At 41.9% G+C, this 17535-nt stretch carries 12 protein-coding genes; 7 read left to right on the top strand and 5 right to left on the bottom strand.

The annotated features are described in order from the left end of the window. Positions 1-87 precede the first annotated feature (87 nt). A complete protein-coding gene (locus ACOQOA_RS05890) occupies positions 88-1332 on the top strand; it encodes an MFS transporter (protein WP_420547719.1) in 1245 nt (414 codons plus the stop codon). Positions 1333-1347: 15 nt separating this feature from the next. Here ACOQOA_RS05890 and ACOQOA_RS05885 read toward each other — a convergent pair whose 3' ends face one another. After that, positions 1348-2499 carry a PA0069 family radical SAM protein gene (locus ACOQOA_RS05885; protein WP_420547718.1) on the bottom strand — a complete coding sequence of 384 codons (1152 nt, stop codon included), beginning with the start codon at positions 2497-2499 and terminating at the stop codon, positions 1348-1350. A 173-nt stretch (positions 2500-2672) separates the two neighbouring features. Here ACOQOA_RS05885 and ACOQOA_RS05880 point away from each other — a divergent pair, with 173 nt between their 5' ends. The 4 genes from ACOQOA_RS05880 (at position 2673) to ACOQOA_RS05865 (ending at position 5889) form a co-directional block, all read left to right on the top strand. Continuing rightward, on the top strand, positions 2673-3257 hold the full coding sequence (locus ACOQOA_RS05880) for a DUF1007 family protein (RefSeq protein WP_420547717.1): 585 nt from the start codon (positions 2673-2675) through the stop codon (positions 3255-3257). Beyond that, positions 3248-4228: a nickel/cobalt transporter gene (locus tag ACOQOA_RS05875; RefSeq protein ID WP_420547716.1), complete on the top strand. Its 981-nt coding sequence runs from the start codon at positions 3248-3250 to the stop codon at positions 4226-4228. The genes ACOQOA_RS05880 and ACOQOA_RS05875 overlap by 10 nt, the downstream gene beginning before the upstream one ends. Before the next feature lie 88 nt (positions 4229-4316). After that, positions 4317-5288, top strand: a complete 972-nt coding sequence (locus ACOQOA_RS05870) for a zinc metalloprotease (protein ID WP_420547715.1) — start codon at positions 4317-4319, stop codon at positions 5286-5288. A gap of 4 nt (positions 5289-5292) precedes the next feature. Next, positions 5293-5889 carry a hypothetical protein gene (locus ACOQOA_RS05865; protein WP_420547714.1) on the top strand — a complete coding sequence of 199 codons (597 nt, stop codon included), beginning with the start codon at positions 5293-5295 and terminating at the stop codon, positions 5887-5889. Between the two features lie 31 nt (positions 5890-5920). Here ACOQOA_RS05865 and moaB read toward each other — a convergent pair whose 3' ends face one another. The 3 genes from moaB to ACOQOA_RS05850 form a co-directional block, all read right to left on the bottom strand. Continuing rightward, entirely contained in the window at positions 5921-6454 is a 534-nt protein-coding gene (gene moaB / locus ACOQOA_RS05860) for a molybdenum cofactor biosynthesis protein B (RefSeq protein WP_420547713.1), read from the bottom strand. A gap of 33 nt (positions 6455-6487) precedes the next feature. Further along, positions 6488-8350, bottom strand: a complete 1863-nt coding sequence (locus tag ACOQOA_RS05855; protein ID WP_420547712.1) for a lytic transglycosylase domain-containing protein — start codon at positions 8348-8350, stop codon at positions 6488-6490. A gap of 224 nt (positions 8351-8574) precedes the next feature. Next, complete coding sequence (locus tag ACOQOA_RS05850; protein ID WP_420547711.1) at positions 8575-9435, bottom strand: uracil-DNA glycosylase; 861 nt, start codon at positions 9433-9435, stop codon at positions 8575-8577. Between the two features lie 295 nt (positions 9436-9730). Between ACOQOA_RS05850 and ACOQOA_RS05845 the strand changes: the two genes are divergently transcribed. Together ACOQOA_RS05845 and ACOQOA_RS05840 are read left to right on the top strand one after the other, a co-directional pair. Beyond that, positions 9731-11386: an electron transfer flavoprotein-ubiquinone oxidoreductase gene (locus ACOQOA_RS05845; RefSeq protein WP_420547710.1), complete on the top strand. Its 1656-nt coding sequence runs from the start codon at positions 9731-9733 to the stop codon at positions 11384-11386. A 113-nt stretch (positions 11387-11499) separates the two neighbouring features. Continuing rightward, on the top strand, positions 11500-12180 hold the full coding sequence (locus tag ACOQOA_RS05840; protein WP_420547709.1) for a hypothetical protein: 681 nt from the start codon (positions 11500-11502) through the stop codon (positions 12178-12180). A 58-nt stretch (positions 12181-12238) separates the two neighbouring features. On the opposite strand, the gene ACOQOA_RS05835 is transcribed toward ACOQOA_RS05840, so the two are convergent. Further along, on the bottom strand, positions 12239-17065 hold the full coding sequence (locus tag ACOQOA_RS05835; RefSeq protein WP_420547708.1) for an NAD-glutamate dehydrogenase: 4827 nt from the start codon (positions 17063-17065) through the stop codon (positions 12239-12241). Positions 17066-17535: the final 470 nt, after the last annotated feature.

The raw sequence follows: 17535 nt of genomic DNA, 5'->3' as shown, positions 1-17535 counted from the left end.
TTATTTGCATGCTGGCATGTTAGAGATTTTTAAGGCATTAGCCATCTTGCGTGATTGAAAAATGTTAACAGAAACGAAGTATTCTATATGCTTGTACAGAATATGATTGATTCAAAAAAAACATCCGTATTTTTTATTGCTTTGTCGCAGGTAGCGATAATGGCTGTCTGGTTTTCTGCGTCGGCTATCGCGCCCTCTCTAAAACAAGAGTTTTCATTAACGGATGATCAGCTCTCGTTATTAACCAGTTCTGTACAGGCGGGGTTTGTAGTTGGTTCACTTGTGAGCGCAATAATGGGATTAGCGGATCGGTATGATCCTAGACGGATAATTCTTGTTTCTGGCGGGATCGCAAGTATCGCAAATTTTGCGATTTTATTTGTGACTATTGATTCTTTCTGGATGATCGTTTTACGCTTTCTTACTGGTGTTTGTATGGCTGGGGTTTATCCGGTCGGGATGAAGTTAGCTGTATCTTGGGTCAATAAGGCAGGGCGTTATTCCGATACAGGATTGTTAGTTGCTGTTTTGGTCGCAGCTTTGACATTAGGATCAGCTGCACCCCATTTGTTTAATGCTTTTGGTGGCATCGATTGGCGCTTTACGATTCAAGTATCTTCACTGGCCGCCATGTTTGGTTCATTAGTAATTTTATTGGTTCAAATTGGACCAAATATAAAACCAGCTCCACCCTTGAATCCCAAAGCCATGATGCTGGCTATTACGTCACCAAGCTTAAGGTTAGCAAATTTGGGTTATTTGGGGCATATGTGGGAGCTTTATGCCATGTGGGCATGGCTTGGTTTGTTTTTAGATGCAAGTTTTAAGCTTGTTTATCTAGATGCAGAAGTTGCAGCCTTTTATGCCCGATTACTAAGCTTTACAGCTATAGGTATGGGCGGCGTAATTGGTTGTTTGATTGCTGGTTATTATGCTGATCGTATAGGGCGCACAACGGTCACTATATCAGCTATGTTGGTAAGTGGTCTATGTGCCACAGTGATTGGTTTCTTCTTTGGAGGATCTCCTTCTATCATCGCGATTATATGTATTATCTGGGGTGTAAGTATAATTGCTGATTCTGCACAATTTTCAGCAAGTATCACTGAACTAGCGCCGCCTGAACGTGTCGGAATCTTATTAACAATGCAAACGGCTATGGGCTTTGCATTAACTTTAATTGCTATCCATATCATGCCCGGAATTATTGATACCTTAGGATGGAATTATGCTTTCATGATATTGGCGATTGGCCCGTTTGCTGGGGCGATAGCAATGTGGCGTTTACGTTCCAACCCTGAAGCGATTAATTTGGCGAATGGGAAAAAGTAATAATCCCCTATTAAGTCAAAGCAAGTTAAACTGCCCACCTTTGGGCGTCGGAGGAGTGAAGTATTCTGTGGTGAGTGACCTTTGTAATTCAACCCGGTCTTCAGGATTGAAATGTGATCCGAAATGTTTCTTTAACGCCAGATTATATCTTTTTCTGATCATTGCTGCATAGGCACCTGTGCCGGACATACGTTTTCCAAATGTGCTATGATTTAACTTCCCATCTCTGCTTTGACTGATTAAGGATAAAACACGATTGGTTTTATTGGGATAATGATGATCTAACCATTCCTTCATCAAGTCTTTGACTTCAAGCGGTAGACGTAAAAGGATATAGCCTGCGCTTTCTGCGCCTGCTTCCTTAACTGCAGCTATCAAGTTTTCAATTTCATGATCATTTATTGCCGGAATGATGGGGGCTGTTAAGCTTCCCACAGGAATATTGTTTTCTGATAAAGCCTGTATGGTTTGCAATCGCTTTTGGGGCGTCGTTGCACGAGGTTCAAGTTTATTGGCTAATTTATGATCTAATGTGGTCACGGAAACCATAACGCGCACTAACTTATATTTAGCTGCTTCCGTTAAAATGTCCAAATCCCTTAAGACCATCTGATTTTTAGTTACAATAGTGAAGGGGTGGCGGCATTCGGTCAGTTTGGTAATTAAATTGCGCGTGATTTTCTTCTCTGCTTCGACGGGCTGGTAAGGATCGGTATTGGTTCCAAAAGCAATAGGGGCGGGTTCATATTTGGGATGGGCTAATTCTTTCTCCAAAATATCAACGGCATCCGGTTTATAGAAAAGCTTGGTTTCAAAATCTAAACCAGCAGACAACCCCCAGTAACTATGAGAAGGACGCGCAAAACAATAAACACAACCATGCTCACATCCCTTATAAGGATTTATGGAGCGATCAAAGGGAACATCAGGTGACTGATTAAAAGTGATAATCTTCTTGCTGTTATCCACCATAAGGCTTGTTGGGATTTGTGTGCCTGATGCAAATGGATCATCTATTTGATCAGTTTCAGGTGAGTTCCAACCGTCATCGAAACTTTCACGATTGAAACGTTCAAACCGCCCAACCTGATTACTAACAGCGCCACGGCCCTTTAAGGCGTGATCTGTAAAACGATGATTGATACTATGATTTGTATATTTACTCATAAAGGCATTATATATCTGTCAAGATTTCGCCGCATTAAGTAGATATTCTTAGGAACGGAATTTATCCCTATCACCACTGGAAAGAAAACTTGAAAATGTTATATTATAACATTATGAAAAAAAATACCTATTTTACTTTTTTACTTACTGTTCTTTTGATGCAATTTCCAAAAATGTCATATGCTCATCCTCATGCCTGGATTGATCTACAAAGTAGTGTTGTTTTCAACGATGAAGGGCAGGTTGAGGGCCTGAAACTGCGCTGGACTTTCGATGCGCTTTATACGGGATTTGCGTTGAGTGGGGTGAAACGTGATGAGGATGGCAACCTGGACAAAACCTTTATTAATGAATTGGCAAAAGAAAATCTGACCAATTTGGAAGATTATAGTTATTTTACCTTTATGGATGTTGCTGGTGAAAAGCAAAATTTTGAAACAGTGACAGAATTTTCAACTGATATCGACGATGGGCGTTTATGGTTAGAGTTTAATCTGCCTTTACCGGAAGCGTTGGATCCAAAAGACATCACATATTCCGTTTATGACCCAACATATTATATCGAAATCCTGCATAAAGATCGTTTAATTGCATTTGAAGGTAATCAAACAGCTGAAGAAAACTGTAGTTATGATTTTACTGACCCAGAACCCACAGAAGAGTTAATTTCCAGAATGGCTGATCTTGATAAGACAGAGACAGCAGGCAATGGCGTCGGGCAGTTTTTTGCAGAGAAAGTATCCGTTACATGTTTTTAAAAAGAACCAAAGCAACACTTACTGTTGGTTCGGGGGTATCACTTATACCAAATATGGCCCATGCGTCTGTTTGGGGGGATGTCACAGGTTATATTCGTGAGCAGCAGCAAGCCTTGCATATGGAATTGGCAAATGCCCTGCAAGCCGTGCAAGATGGCGGGCAACAGGCTTTGATTAGCTTGCTTGTGCTGAGTTTCTTATATGGGGCTTTTCATGCTGCAGGCCCAGGTCATGGTAAAGCCGTGATCGGTACATATATTCTTAGTCATAAAAGTCATATAAAGCGCAGTATATTCTTGTCGGCGGCATCTGCGATCGTACAAGGGATTACTGCAATCGTATTGGTCAAGGCGGTATCTAGTCTGATCTTTTTCTCACAATGGGCCATTAAAGATACCGTGCCTATAATGGAACAAACCAGTTTTTTGCTTGTTGCGTTGATCGGTTTATTTTTGATGTTTCGGGCAGTACGTCAGTTTATTCGAATACGTAAACCCAAGGAGATTCACAATCACTCTATAGGCCATGCTCATTCCCATGCGCATAGTCATGGGCACGCTCACGGAAGTACAGAAACTTGTTCAAGTTGTGGACATAATCATGCTATCGGGCCGGAACAGGTCGCACAAATATCGGGATGGCGTGACACGATTGGCATCGTCATCTCTATCGGTATACGCCCATGTACGGGATCGGTCATCGTATTAACGTTTGCAGAATTATTTGGCCTTGGATGGGCGGGTGTTTTGTCGGTTATGCTTATCTCGCTTGGTACGGCACTAACCGTTAGTCTGCTGGCATTGATGACCGTTTATTTTCGCAACCTAGCTGTATACTTGATGCAAGGTAAAGAAAGCCGCCTTATGCATTATGGACCTATGTTAGCCTCTTTTGTTGGTGGATTGGTGATTTTATTGCTCGGTTCAAGTTTGATGATTGATGCATCAATGAATTCACATCCCTTATTTTAGGAAACCCGTCAAAACCTTTCATAATTAGGAATGGATAATATTTCATTTGCGAGATAACATATTCTAAAGAATGAGGGACGGGAATATCATGCAACGACGACAATTTATTAAAGCTGGATGTGCAACTATTGCGGCAATAGGCATCCATCCATTTAGTAGTGCTAAAGCTTTAACTCGAAAATGTGGGGTGAAGACACCGCCGCTTAACGTCCGGCGTAAAGTGGAAGGGCAATTAAAAGCTTTCCGGATGCATAGCATGTCGATGCTAACCAATAAGAAAATTGTAATTCCTATTCATTATCATATCATCCATGCAGGATCGGAAGGTAAAATATCTGAAAAGGATATCGCTGCACAAACAGATGTTTTGAATAAAGATCTACAGCCATATGGGATAACTTTCACCCAGAAGGCTGTAGATTATTATGACAACGAAGATTGGTATGTAGCTGACATGATTGATCATGTGAAGGCAAAGCTTGGGAAAGACCCGACGTCTTGCCTGAATTTTTATTCTTCAGGTCTTTTGCAAAGTGGGTTGCTTGGATATGCGACTTTTCCCTGGGATAAGAAAGATCTAGGTCTTATGGATGGTGTTGTGTGTAACGCATCCACATTCCCCAATGGAGAAGAGCCCTATAATCTTGGTCGAACAGCAACGCATGAAGTGGGACATTGGTTAGGGTTGTTTCATACTTTCCAAGATGGATGTAGTGGAAATGGGGATGAGGTGGCTGATACTATTGCCCATGATCAGCCGGATTATGGTTGTCCTTCACAAAGCAAACAACAGGCTTGTGATGGAAAGTCATTTTCGCCTTTGAATAACTTTATGAACTATAGTGATGATCAATGTTTAACAGAGCTTTCCGAAGGACAAATGGCACGTATTAAAGAGATGGTGGGTAAATATCGTCCTGAATTTTTAGTTGCTGGGAATGATGCTCCTACAACTTCGCCCGTTGCATCTGAAAGTGGGTATCAATCCATTACTGGTGAAGGGAGTTCAGATACTGTCATCGGTGGTGGATCAGAAGGTACTTTTGCAATTACGGAGTGATCAAATGAAAAAAGCAATTATTCTGATTCCGGCTCTGTGCTCGCTTCTTGTTTTTTCTCTATCTTCCCGTGCTGGCGATATGAAACTATTTTCTCCAACCTTAATAGATTTGGTATCAGAACATAGTGAACAGTTAGAATTATCGGAAAAACAAGTTGCTAGCCTGATACATAATGATGCATTTCAACAAACTAATTCCGCGATTGAAATGTTGGATCGCCGTGCGTTGAAGAATGAAGTTAATACGAATGATTATATTCTGGAGTTAGATGAGCACGATAAGGCTGTAATAAATGTTTTTTTGAAAGAATTGAATGGGAAGCAATTGGCGCAACTCTCTTCACTTATCTGGCAAGAGCTAGGCGTATTTAGTTTCCTCAGCCGTGAATATAGCGAAGCTGCTTTGGGGAATGCGGTTCAAACACGTGAATATCACCAAATGCGCTATGACGCAGTTACGTCACTTATACAATTAGATAAAGATCTGGCTTCACGTCGTTTTGTAAATGAGGAGGCGCGTAGGCGTTTTATCGATGAGGCGACCTTCAAAATTGAAGAAGCCATTAAAAACAAGCTCGCAAATAATCAGAAATGGAAATAAAAAAGGGATGATATTTATCATCCCTTCCATGTTACTTTTCATGCTCTCTTAGGCGTGGTGCAATTTCCACAAAATTGCATGGTCTATGTCTGTTATCCAGCTGGGTTTGCAAGATATCATCCCATGCATCCTTACAAGCACCGGATGACCCTGGAACTGCAAATAAATAGGTGCCTTTTGCAACGCCGGCAGTGGCACGACTTTGGATGGTTGAACTGCCAATCTTTTGATAACTGAGCATACGGAAGAGCTCACCAAATCCCGGAATTGGTTTTTCGTAAACTTGTTCAAAAGCTTCCGGGGTGCCATCGCGACCTGTAAGGCCCGTGCCGCCAGTTGAAATCACCACATCAATTTCTGGATTATCGCACCATTCGTTGAGTTGTGTGACAATGTCAGGGATATCGTCTTTTAAAATTTTGCGATCTGCAAGTAGATGACCGTCTTTTTCAAGGCGATCTACCAAAATTTGACCTGATTTGTCTTCTGCTAAACCACGTGTATCTGACACGGTTAGGATGGCAATGTTCAAGGGAATAAATGGACGATCATGATCTAATGCCATCGGAGAACTCCTAAAAGAATACTTTAGAATAGATTATTGAATAATAATCGTGTCAACTTGTTCAACAGAAGTTTCAGCAATATTACTTGGACGATCAAGGCCTATATAAATTGGCCAATTGCCGGATAAAATCGCTTCCAATGTCGGTACCGGTTGACCTAAACGATTACGATAAATCCAAAGATTACTGAAAACATGCTCAATATAAAGGCGAGTCTCACGTGATGGCAAACTTTCGATAAACAATAATGGATCATCTTGATAATCGACTTTTCTCATCCATTTTTGTAGATTTCCTGGACCGCCGTTATAAGCCGCAGCCATCTGGAAAAGATTACCGCCATCAGAATAACTTTCCAGTAGATGTGTCAGATATTTTTGACCCAACATTAAATTATAGCTAGGGTTATATAGCTTATCTCTTTCATTTCCGCGAAAGCGTTTTCCAGCCATAAAGCCTGCTGTTGCTGGCATCAATTGCATTAAGCCACGTGCGCCTGCACGACTTTTTGCGCGCGGACGGAAACGGGATTCTTGACGAACAAATGCATAAATCAAGGCCCGGTCAATTTCAAACCCATCTTCTGGTTCCCAACTTGGAATTGGATAGATAGCCGCATCCATTGCACGGCCTTCTTTGCGTTGGATTGAGGCGCCAAGACGATAGGATAAGTCAGCGAGCCCTGCCGCATCAGCAAAAGCCAGAATAGCATTACTTAAAGACGGTGGTAGATTATCAACAAACCGACGTAATTCTGTTTCTGCACGATGGGCTTGATTGGCTTCAATTAAGGCTAAGGCACGTTGAGCTGCAGGGATTCGCATCAACAAATCCATGTCAAAATCTGTTAATTGTGCCATCTGCCAGTTGAAACCTGGGTCTCGGCCCAAAGCATAAGAGGCAATCAATCCATAGAAACTATGTTTATACTGTGCAGCGCGTTCAAGCATCGTATTTACAGATGCAGGCCAACCACCTTGCAGATAAGCACGTGACGCCCAATAGGCACCAGCTGAACGCGTTTCATGAGGTGTATATTTACCTTCACTCAAACCAGAGAATAAATGTGCTGCAGTTTCATAATCCTGCATACGCCAGGCAGCAAGCCCACCCCACCAGCGTGCGTTATCTGCAACTTCCGGGGAAAGATCTGCTGCGCGGATAGCAACTCTGACCGCTTCTTTATCTTTATGGTAACGATAATATCCTCGTGCAATGACACCTAAGCTTTCAGCAAAACTGATATTGTCGAATATCTTGCGATTGCGTTTGGTATCCAGTTTTTTGAGGGAGTTGGTCACATTTCCCCGTTGAACCCAACGCTTGATCTGATATTGAACTTGTCTGATTTCGCGACGATGAGATTTCTGACGGTAAGGTTTCTTAATCTTGGGAACTTTATAGACAGCTTGTGGTTGTTTTGCTTCTTCTTCGGTTCCATCAAAACCCGGCAAATCTGGATTACGTGGTTGTACTGGGTACTTATAATTATTAGGGCGACGACGAAGGGCAAGTTTGTAGACGCGACCAGCACCCGGATGGTCGGAATACTTCGTCATCCAGTCTTTAAGTTCTAAATATTTGGAGCGATATGCAGTGGGATGCATATAGCGCTGAAAATCGACATGCCCCATTAAAACATCATTATCAAGTTGTTTAATTAGTTTTTGAGCTGCATTCCATTTACCATTTTCCTGAAGAGCAAAGATTTCATTATAAAGCTTTGCATCTTTGGCACCTAAAATCCGCGGTAACTGATAATCATCAACTTGTTTAAGTTGGCCATCTTTATAGATGCTGTCAGCATTTGGTATACTTGCTGTTTCTTTAGTTTGCGTGACAGTTTGAGCAGAAACAGAAGTAATAGCAAAAGTTGAGATCACGCAAAAAGCCATTCCACTCTTTAAGAGAGAGGTTGGCTTTTGCTTTAAGTATCCAAGAAAGCTTATACTTTTAAACAAATCCTGAAATTCCTATCTTGGCTCTATTGAGCTCGTCATAATCGATTCAAACATCTTATCTTGTGGGGCGTCGCACGCTTTAGCAAGGGAAATAGTCTTATTTGAGGTGATATCAAGACGTTGTTATGGGGATTGTTGCAAAAGAAGCACGCTTTTAGCTAAAATGCTTTCGATTTCTGCTGTATCTCAAGTAAATCGCGCCATGCAAGGCGTTTTTGTGCGGGCGTTTTAATTAAGGATAAGGGCGCAAATATAGGCATAATATGAATGGAGTTGTTTAAATATTCAAATTTATGCTCAATCCATTTACCTCGCATACGTGATATACCACCAGTTTGATTAAGCAGAATATTCACAGGTTTTGCGCCAAGACAGATAATCATTTTTGGCTGAATGAGTTCTATCTGCTTTTCAATAAAAATCTTACAAACTGCGAGCTGGCCGTCGGTAGGGCTACTGCCACCGGCGGGGCGCCAAAATACCAGATTGGAGGCGAAGAAATTTTCACGAGTTAGATGGATAGCGTTGAACATTTTATCCAATAATAAACCACCGCGATCAGAAAAAGCACGCCCACTGACATCATCCTGTTTTTCAGGTATTTCACCGATAATCATGATGTCCGCATTTGGATTGCCATCACCAAATACAGTATTACTTGCACTGGTTTTCAATGTACCAAGACCTTCGAAACCCTCAAGCGCCGTTTTTAGAGCATCTAAACTATCGCATGTTTCAACAAGTTTTCTTGCGGCCTCAATTGCTTCCGCTGCGCCTAGAGGTGCAGATGGAGAAGGTCGCATTGGTGCAGGTGCAGCTGGTTTTGCTATACTTGATTGGGTTCGCGCTTGATCAACCACGGCGCGCGCGGCGGCGGCTTTTGCTTCTTGTTGGGCAATAACAGAGGCATATCGATCAACAGGGCTGTCGATCAACGCTTCATCAGCGCCCATCTCAATTTGCCATTGTAAGGCAGAGATCGCGTCGCTTATGGTCATCTCTATGTCGTGCTGATCCATTTTCAAGAAAGCCTTTCAAGGCTAAACATGCCTTAAAATTTATTGATTTGTTCGAAACATATCAAAGCGGAGCTTTTTTTTCTACAGATTTTGCACCAAAAATCGCAGAATCTGTTTGGAACCTTGGCTCAGATTAGGTAAGACAAGGGCGGTCGGTAATAAGTTTAACATGATTATCGTGTGGTGGGGTGGGTCTCCAATAACCAACAAACGATAAAGACACGACCCAACTTTCAGGGGATGCTTGGAAAAGGCATGTGAAGTTGGTCAGGATAATTATTGAGGAGTGAGACGCATGAGCGAAGCAGTCGAACGCGAATCTATGGAATATGACGTTGTCATCGTTGGTGCAGGCCCATCCGGTCTGTCTGCTGCGATCCGTCTTAAACAATTGGAACAGGAAACTGGTAAAGAAATTTCTGTATGTGTTCTTGAAAAAGGTTCCGAAGTTGGTGCCCATATACTTTCTGGTGCGGTGTTAGAACCACGCACATTGGATGAATTGATTCCGGATTGGAAAGACAAAGGCGCGCCTTTAGACACACCAGCAAAAGATGATGAGTTTTTGATTCTTTCTGAAACTGGTTCTTTCAAATTGCCAGTTGTGCCGCCACAAATGCATAACGAAGGTAACTACATTATCTCCTTGGGTAACTTTGTTCGTTGGTTAGGTGAGCAAGCAGAAGCTTTGGGTGTTGAGATTTATCCAGGTTTTGCGGCTGCAGAAGTTCTTTTCCATGAAGATGGTTCTGTAAAAGGTGTTGCAACAGGTGATATGGGCTTGAATAAAGACGGTACACCGGGGCCTATGCACCAAGTTGGTATGGAACTCCATGCGAAACAAACAATTTTCTCAGAAGGTTGCCGTGGTCATCTAGGTAAACAATTGATGGAACATTACAATCTTCGTGAAGAAGGTAATTTCCAAACCTACGGTATCGGTATCAAGGAATTATGGGAGATTGAGCCTGAAAAATCTACACCAGGTAAAATCACACACACAGCCGGCTGGCCAATGAAGTCCGATACTTATGGTGGTACGTTCCTGTATCATTTGGAGGGTAATCAAGTTTCTATTGGTATGGTTGTTGGTTTGGATTATTCCAACCCATATCTATCTCCTTACCAAGAATTCCAACGTTTCAAGCATCACCCTGATATCAAGAAAGTATTAGAAGGTGGTCGTCGTATTTCTTATGGCGCACGTGCTTTGAATGAAGGTGGATATCAATCAATTCCAACTTTGACATTCCCGGGCGGTTTGTTTGTCGGTTGTGAAGCTGGTTTCTTAAATGTACCAAAAATTAAAGGTACGCATACATCCATGAAGTCCGGTACAACTGCGGCGGAAGCATTGTTTGAAGCGTTGACAGGCGAAGGTGAAGCACCACGTGAAATCACATCTTATCCAGAAATGTTGAAGAAAACATGGCTATGGGACGAAATTTATAAAGTTCGTAACATCCGTCCAAGTTTCAAATGGGGTTTCTGGGCTGGTATGGCTTATTCTGCGATCGATACATATCTGTTCCGCGGTAAAGCACCTTGGACACTGAAGCATCATGGCACCGACCATGAGAGCTTGAAAAAGAAATCAGAATGCACACCAATTGACTATCCGAAGCCAGATGGTGTTATCAGTTTTGATCGTTTGACAAACGTTTCCTTTGCTGCAACTGCACATGAAGAAGAACAACCATGTCACTTGCAATTAAAAGATGAAACTGTGCCGATCAGTGTGAATTTGGAAGATTATGATGCGCCGGAACAGCGTTTCTGCCCAGCTGGTGTATATGAGATTTTGACAGATGATGATGGATCTAATCCACGTTTGCAAATCAACGCACAAAACTGTGTACATTGTAAAACATGTGATATTAAAGACCCGACCCAGAATATTAACTGGGTTACACCGCAAGGTGGTGAAGGTCCAAATTATCCAAACATGTAATTGAAACACATGTAATTATTTTAAAAGAGGTCCGAAAGGGCCTCTTTTTTTATGCACAAAATTTTTGTATTCAGATATATGTGCATCAACATTTAATTTCTATTGAGGGTGAAATGCATCGTATCCTGTATCTCGCATTTATTTTTCTTGGATATTCTATATCGACAGTCTCGGCGAATTCTAAAGTATCGCTCGTGGTTGATGTGAATGAAGATATTGAGGCTCAAGTTAAATTGGTGCAATGCGTGTTTGAACATCTGCCGGAAGAACTAGATGTGGTTGAGATGCCATGGAAGCGCGGACAAATTGCAACACAAAACGGGTCAGTCGATGGTTTCTTCATTGCCGCGCGATCAGATGAACGAGATAGCTATGCAAGTTATTCGGACGCATTACGCGAAATCAAATGGATTTACATCCTTCATAAAGAGAATGAATTGACACCTGATCACGCATATTTCTATGAAGCACGATTTGGCTCCAGCCGTGGAACTAGACGTTTGATGTGGCTTCAGAACGAATTGAAAGCAAAAAACATCAAAAATGATGTAGAGATTGTTGCGAATGCCACTCAAGGAATAAGTGAGTTACGTAAAGATAAATTTGATATTCTGTTATCCAATGGAAAAAGCTATGAACAAGCGTTACGGCAGCTAGGTGCCAATGCTGAAAACTTCAAGACATATCCCGTGAAAACGATATCTGGTGCAATATATTTTGGCCATATCTTTTTAAAACGTAATCCCGATTTTTTGGCCAGATTTAATAAACATACAGCTGTGTGCCGTAATTAATGATCATGAAAAAGCCGGAACAAATTTTGTCCCGGCTTTTAAATTGATGGATCAATTTCTAGTTAATCAAATTTCTTAGCTCTCGACTGACAACAGCCAGCATAGCTAAGTCAATTTGTGGTAAATTATTAAGTTCACTTAAAAGACTTTCCACGCGCTCAACCAATTCTGGTCGGCGCTTGGACCATGTTTCAATTGCTTTATCGCCATTTTCACCATCTTTCAGAACGCGAGACGTAATGTCTGACTGCAATCCCCAAAGATCGTCGATCGTGGCGCTTAAAGCCAAACGATACCATTGGCTGTCCGCCGGGATGCGGTTGGCAGCAGAACGTAACCAATCCAAGCCAAACTTTGTGCCAATAGAGGCATAAGTTTGCCCAACTTCCTTAACTGGTTGGTTCGCTTGACCCGCAAGACGCACAACATCACAGGCAGAAGACAGCATTTTTAACTGACCAATTGCTTGTGCAAGATCCGCTGGAACACCGTCCTGTTCGAAGCGCTTGGAACGTGCATCAATATTATCTAAAGCAATTTGTCCTAGGATGTCTTTCAGATTTTCTTTAAGTGTGGCCACGCCGGATTTATATCTTTCAATATTATCCGAAATGTTGAGAGGATGTTCTTCGTTACGTAAGAACCACTCCGTCATGCGATTGATGGTGCGACGTGTTTCTTGCAACATTTGTAATTGAACTTTTGAACCCGCCTTATTATCCAAAGCTTCAATTTGGTTCCAGAGCTCACGTAACCCAAAGACCTCACGTGTGATTGTATAGGCACGGGCAATATCCGGGTCACTCATACCTGTACGTAAATTCATCTCATTCACAAATGCAGGACCAGTGCGGTTAATCATAGAATTTGTGACCGCAGTCGCAATAATTTCGCGACGTAGACGGTGTTTGTGAATATTGGAAAGATATTTATCCCGTAAAGGTGTTGGGAAATAACGTTCCAAGTCTTCAGTCAATAAAGGATCATCAGGTAAATCAGATTCCAATAAATTCTGATAAGTGATGTTTTTCGCATAAGCTAGAATTACTGAAAGCTCTGGACGGCTTAATCCTTTTTGAGAGGCTAAACGATCAGAGATTTCTTCATCATCTGGTAAGAACTCTAGGCCGCGATCTAAATCGCCACTTCGTTCCATGGATCGGATTGTACGTTGATGACTATCCAGATCTTTAATAGCCATCAATTCAACCATGGAGACAGATTGTGTTTGTTGATAATTATCACGTAAGACCAATGCAGCCACTTCATCAGTCATTTCTTCTAATAACACATTGCGTTGCTTTTCAGTCATATCACCGCGTGCAACAACGTCACCCAGAAGAATTTTGATATTCACTTCATGGTCGGAACAATCCACACCAGCGGAATTGTCAATGGCATCTGTATTTACACGGCCGCCATGTTCAGCAAACTGAATACGCGCACGATGAGTAACACCAAGATTGGCACCCTCACCAAGAACTTTACATTTTAGCTCATTCGCGTTGACGCGTAAGGAGTCATTTGCACGATCACCCGCATCAGCATCGGTTTCATCTGAATGTTTAATATAGGTACCAATACCACCAAACCAGAGAAGATCGATTTCAGCTTTTAAAAGAGCTGAGATTAATTGATTAGGTGGCAAGCTATCGACATCCATACCAATCATTTTTTTAATTTCTGGGGTAAGGGAGATGGATTTTGCTTTGCGATCAAAAATACCACCGCCTTTAGAAATTAAGCTTTGATCATAGGCATCCCAGCCTTTCACGTCTTCAAACAAACGCTTACGTTCTTTGAACGTTTTCGCTGAATCAGGGGTTGGGTCAATAAAGATATGGAGATGGTTAAACGCAGCTTTCAAACATATATGTTCAGAAAGCAACATACCGTTACCGAATACATCACCTCCCATATCACCTACACCAATCACGGAAAAATCTTGAGATTGTGTGTCATGGCCCATTTCACGGAAATGACGTTTTACAGATTCCCAAGCACCACGGGCAGTAATACCCATTTTCTTATGGTCATAGCCGGCTGATCCACCAGATGCAAAGGCATCCCCTAACCAGAAGCCATTTTTCACGGAGACTTCGTTTGAATAATCAGAGAAGGTTGCGGTTCCTTTATCTGCAGCCACCACTAAGTAAGGGTCATCTTGATCTTTTCGTACCACATTTAATGGTGGCACAACTGTATCCCCCTCTAGATTATCGGTGATATCCAGCATTCCTTGAATAAAGGTTTTATAGCAGGTGATACCTTCTTCCATGAAAGCGGCGCGATCTGACATCGGTGGTGCTTTCTTTAGAACAAAACCACCTTTTGATCCTACTGGGACGATTACGGCATTTTTAACCTGTTGGGCTTTTACGAGGCCAAGGATCTCTGTACGGAAATCTTCACGACGATCTGACCAACGTAACCCCCCGCGTGCAACCATGCCAAAACGTAAATGCACAGCTTCAAAACGCGGAGAATATACAAAAATCTCTCTAAGCGGTGCAGGTTGTGGTAAATCTTCTATCTCACGTGCAGCCAGTTTGAAGGAAACATAAGATTTCGGATTACCATCGTCTTCTTTCTGGAAGAAGCTGGTACGCAATGTTGATTGTACGATGTTAAGGAAGCGGCGAAGAATACGATCTTCATCCAGATTTTCAACCAAGTCCAATTTGGAAGAGATCAACTTGACCATGTCCCCTTCGACTTTTTCGGACATATCGCTTTGGAGGGCCGGATCAAACCGAATATGGAATAATTTGGCAATCAATCCGGCTAGTTCAGCATTGTTAGCCAGTGTTTCTTCCATATAGGCTTGGGAGAATGGGATTCGTGCTTGTCGTAAATACTTGGAATAAGCACGAATAATCACAACATCTTGCCAATCTAACCCCGCAGTCAGAACTAAACGGTTATAGGCATCATTTTCAACCTGACCTGACCAAATATGTTTAAAGCTTACATGGAAACTTTCACGAATTGCACTGTAATTAACAGGCTGCTTGTCTGCTGTCTCTAATACAAAGTCATGAACAACTGTATAACTATCAGCATTAGCGGGTCGAATTTCATAAGGTGCTTCTTCTAATACCTTTAGACCCATATTTTCGAGCATCGGCATGATTTCTGATAAAATCACAGGGCCATTATAATTGAAGACCTTAAAACGAAGTTGATGATCTTCCGCTTCAATCGGATGATAGAGGCTAACCTCTATCTCTTTCTTTTCCAACTGGGTTTCAATCTTACCAAGATCGTATATCGCGGTTTGAACAGCTTGGTTATCTTTGTAAGATGCAGGAAAGGCATCTGCATAACGACGATGTAAGTACAGACCACGTTCTTCGCCTTCGCTTTCAATTAATGCTTGGCGTAGTTTGTCTTCCCATGTACGTCCTGCTTCGATAACCCGTGTCTCAACATCGCGTACTGATACCTCAGGAACTTCACCTGGTGTGGTCCCAATGATAAAATGGACACGGCACAAAGGTTCATCGGTCATATAGGTATAATGTGCGGAAACTTGTCCCTCATAACATCTACTTAAGACTTCTCCTATTTTTTTGCGTAAGGCAGAAGAGAAGCGATCTTTTGGAACATAAACGATCGCAGACATGAAGCGTTCAAATGCGTCTTGGCGTGTGAAAAGGGCGATGCGTTGACGTTCCTGAAGATAGACAATACCCAAAACCGTTTGGGCTAGTTCATCTTCTGAAATCTGAAAAAGCTCATCACGTGGATAGTTTTCGACCACATGCAAGATTGCTTTGGTCATATGACTGCTGGTTTGTGAGAGATCCAAGCGATCAACGACAGCTTTTACTTTTCGACGCAATAACGGGATTTCACGGGGGGATTGGTTATAAGCCTCGGAGGTAAATAAACCTGCAAAAATGCGTTCCCCTGTTGCTTTACCTTTGCTGTCGTAAATTTTGATTGCGATCGTATCCATATAAACACGACGATGGACAGTCGACCGACGGCTGGCTTTCATCGTGCGCGCCACGCCTAAGGAATCGATATATTTACGAATGTCGGCTGATAGTTTACCAGAATCTGTTAAGCCTTCGATGATTGTAAATTGTGGGTCTCGTAAAAGACCTAGGCCGCTTCCTTTAACAGGTTCAAGATAGTTCTTTCCACTTCCATAAGACATCTCTGTGTAACCAAGGAAGGTGAAATTATCATCATGAATCCATTGCATATAATCTTTGAGTTCATCAAACTCTTCTTTGCTGACACCTTTTGGCGGTTTCTTTGCAAATGTAGCCACTTGCTCTTTAGCTTTTTCACGCATGGACGGCCAATCTTCTACTGCGGCACGCACATCTTCAAGAACAGTGTTTAAACCTTTTTCAATCTCTGTAAGGGCTTCCTCTGAGGTTTGCTCATCCACTTCAAGAGACATATAGGATTCACGAATACTTCCTTTCGGGTTCTTACCGTAAGTCAGTTTTTGTAATTTCCCGGAAGTATCTCGTTCTGCACAAAAAACGGGATGAACAACCAAATGCACACCAAGGTTTTGACGGGATAATTCCATGGCGACAGAATCAACAAGGAAGGGCATGTCATCGTTGACAATTTCAATCACTGTATGGGTTGAATGCCAACCGTGTTGTTCCATGCGTGGATTATATACGCGGATTTTGGCTTCGCCCTCTTTGCGGGTTTGCCCCCATGTCCACATGGAAATTGCTGCACCATATAGATCTTCGGGATCACGCTCGTCCATGTCAGATGGCGGGACATTCATGTAATAGTGGTCAATGAAGTCTTGGGCCGCTTTGCCTTTTGCCCCTGACATCCGTTTTGATACAAATCCGGATACTTTTTCTAACAGCTCTTCTTTACGAGTTTCCAGCTGTTTTGACATGCGCTTATCTCCCGCTTTATGTCAGATGAAAGCGTAGACCTGCGAAGTCCCTGTCCTGCCATTGCCGAGTTTTTCTAATTAATCGACAAATTTGTTCCAAAGAATTGAGGTCTGCGAAACCTGTGGTTTTATGAGCACTCTTTCATCAATGGTTTTGTTTTAATCTTTTTATAATTTGGCACGAATTCTTAAAATTCGGGCGCAAAAAGGGTAGTGATAAATTGACACTAAAAGAATCTTAACTGCTTTTTTTTACTATGTCATTAATAAAGCATAGCTTTTTTTACACTTCGGTTCTTTTTTCAGAAAATACTTATAAATGTGAAAGATCAATGCTGCAAAAGATTGTTTATAACGATTTTTCAAAGCAGGTGTTAGGCTGTGCAATAGTATTCGGTCGTCTCGATGTTATATAAATATCGTTACTATTATGATATTCTGATATAGTTGCATTCTATTAAAAAAGTAGG

The organism is Curvivirga sp. (genome assembly GCF_965219885.1).
Taxonomy (GTDB): domain Bacteria; phylum Pseudomonadota; class Alphaproteobacteria; order UBA8366; family Aestuariispiraceae; genus Curvivirga.
Note: the sequence above shows the minus strand (reverse complement) of the source record. Positions and strands in the feature narration are given on the sequence as shown.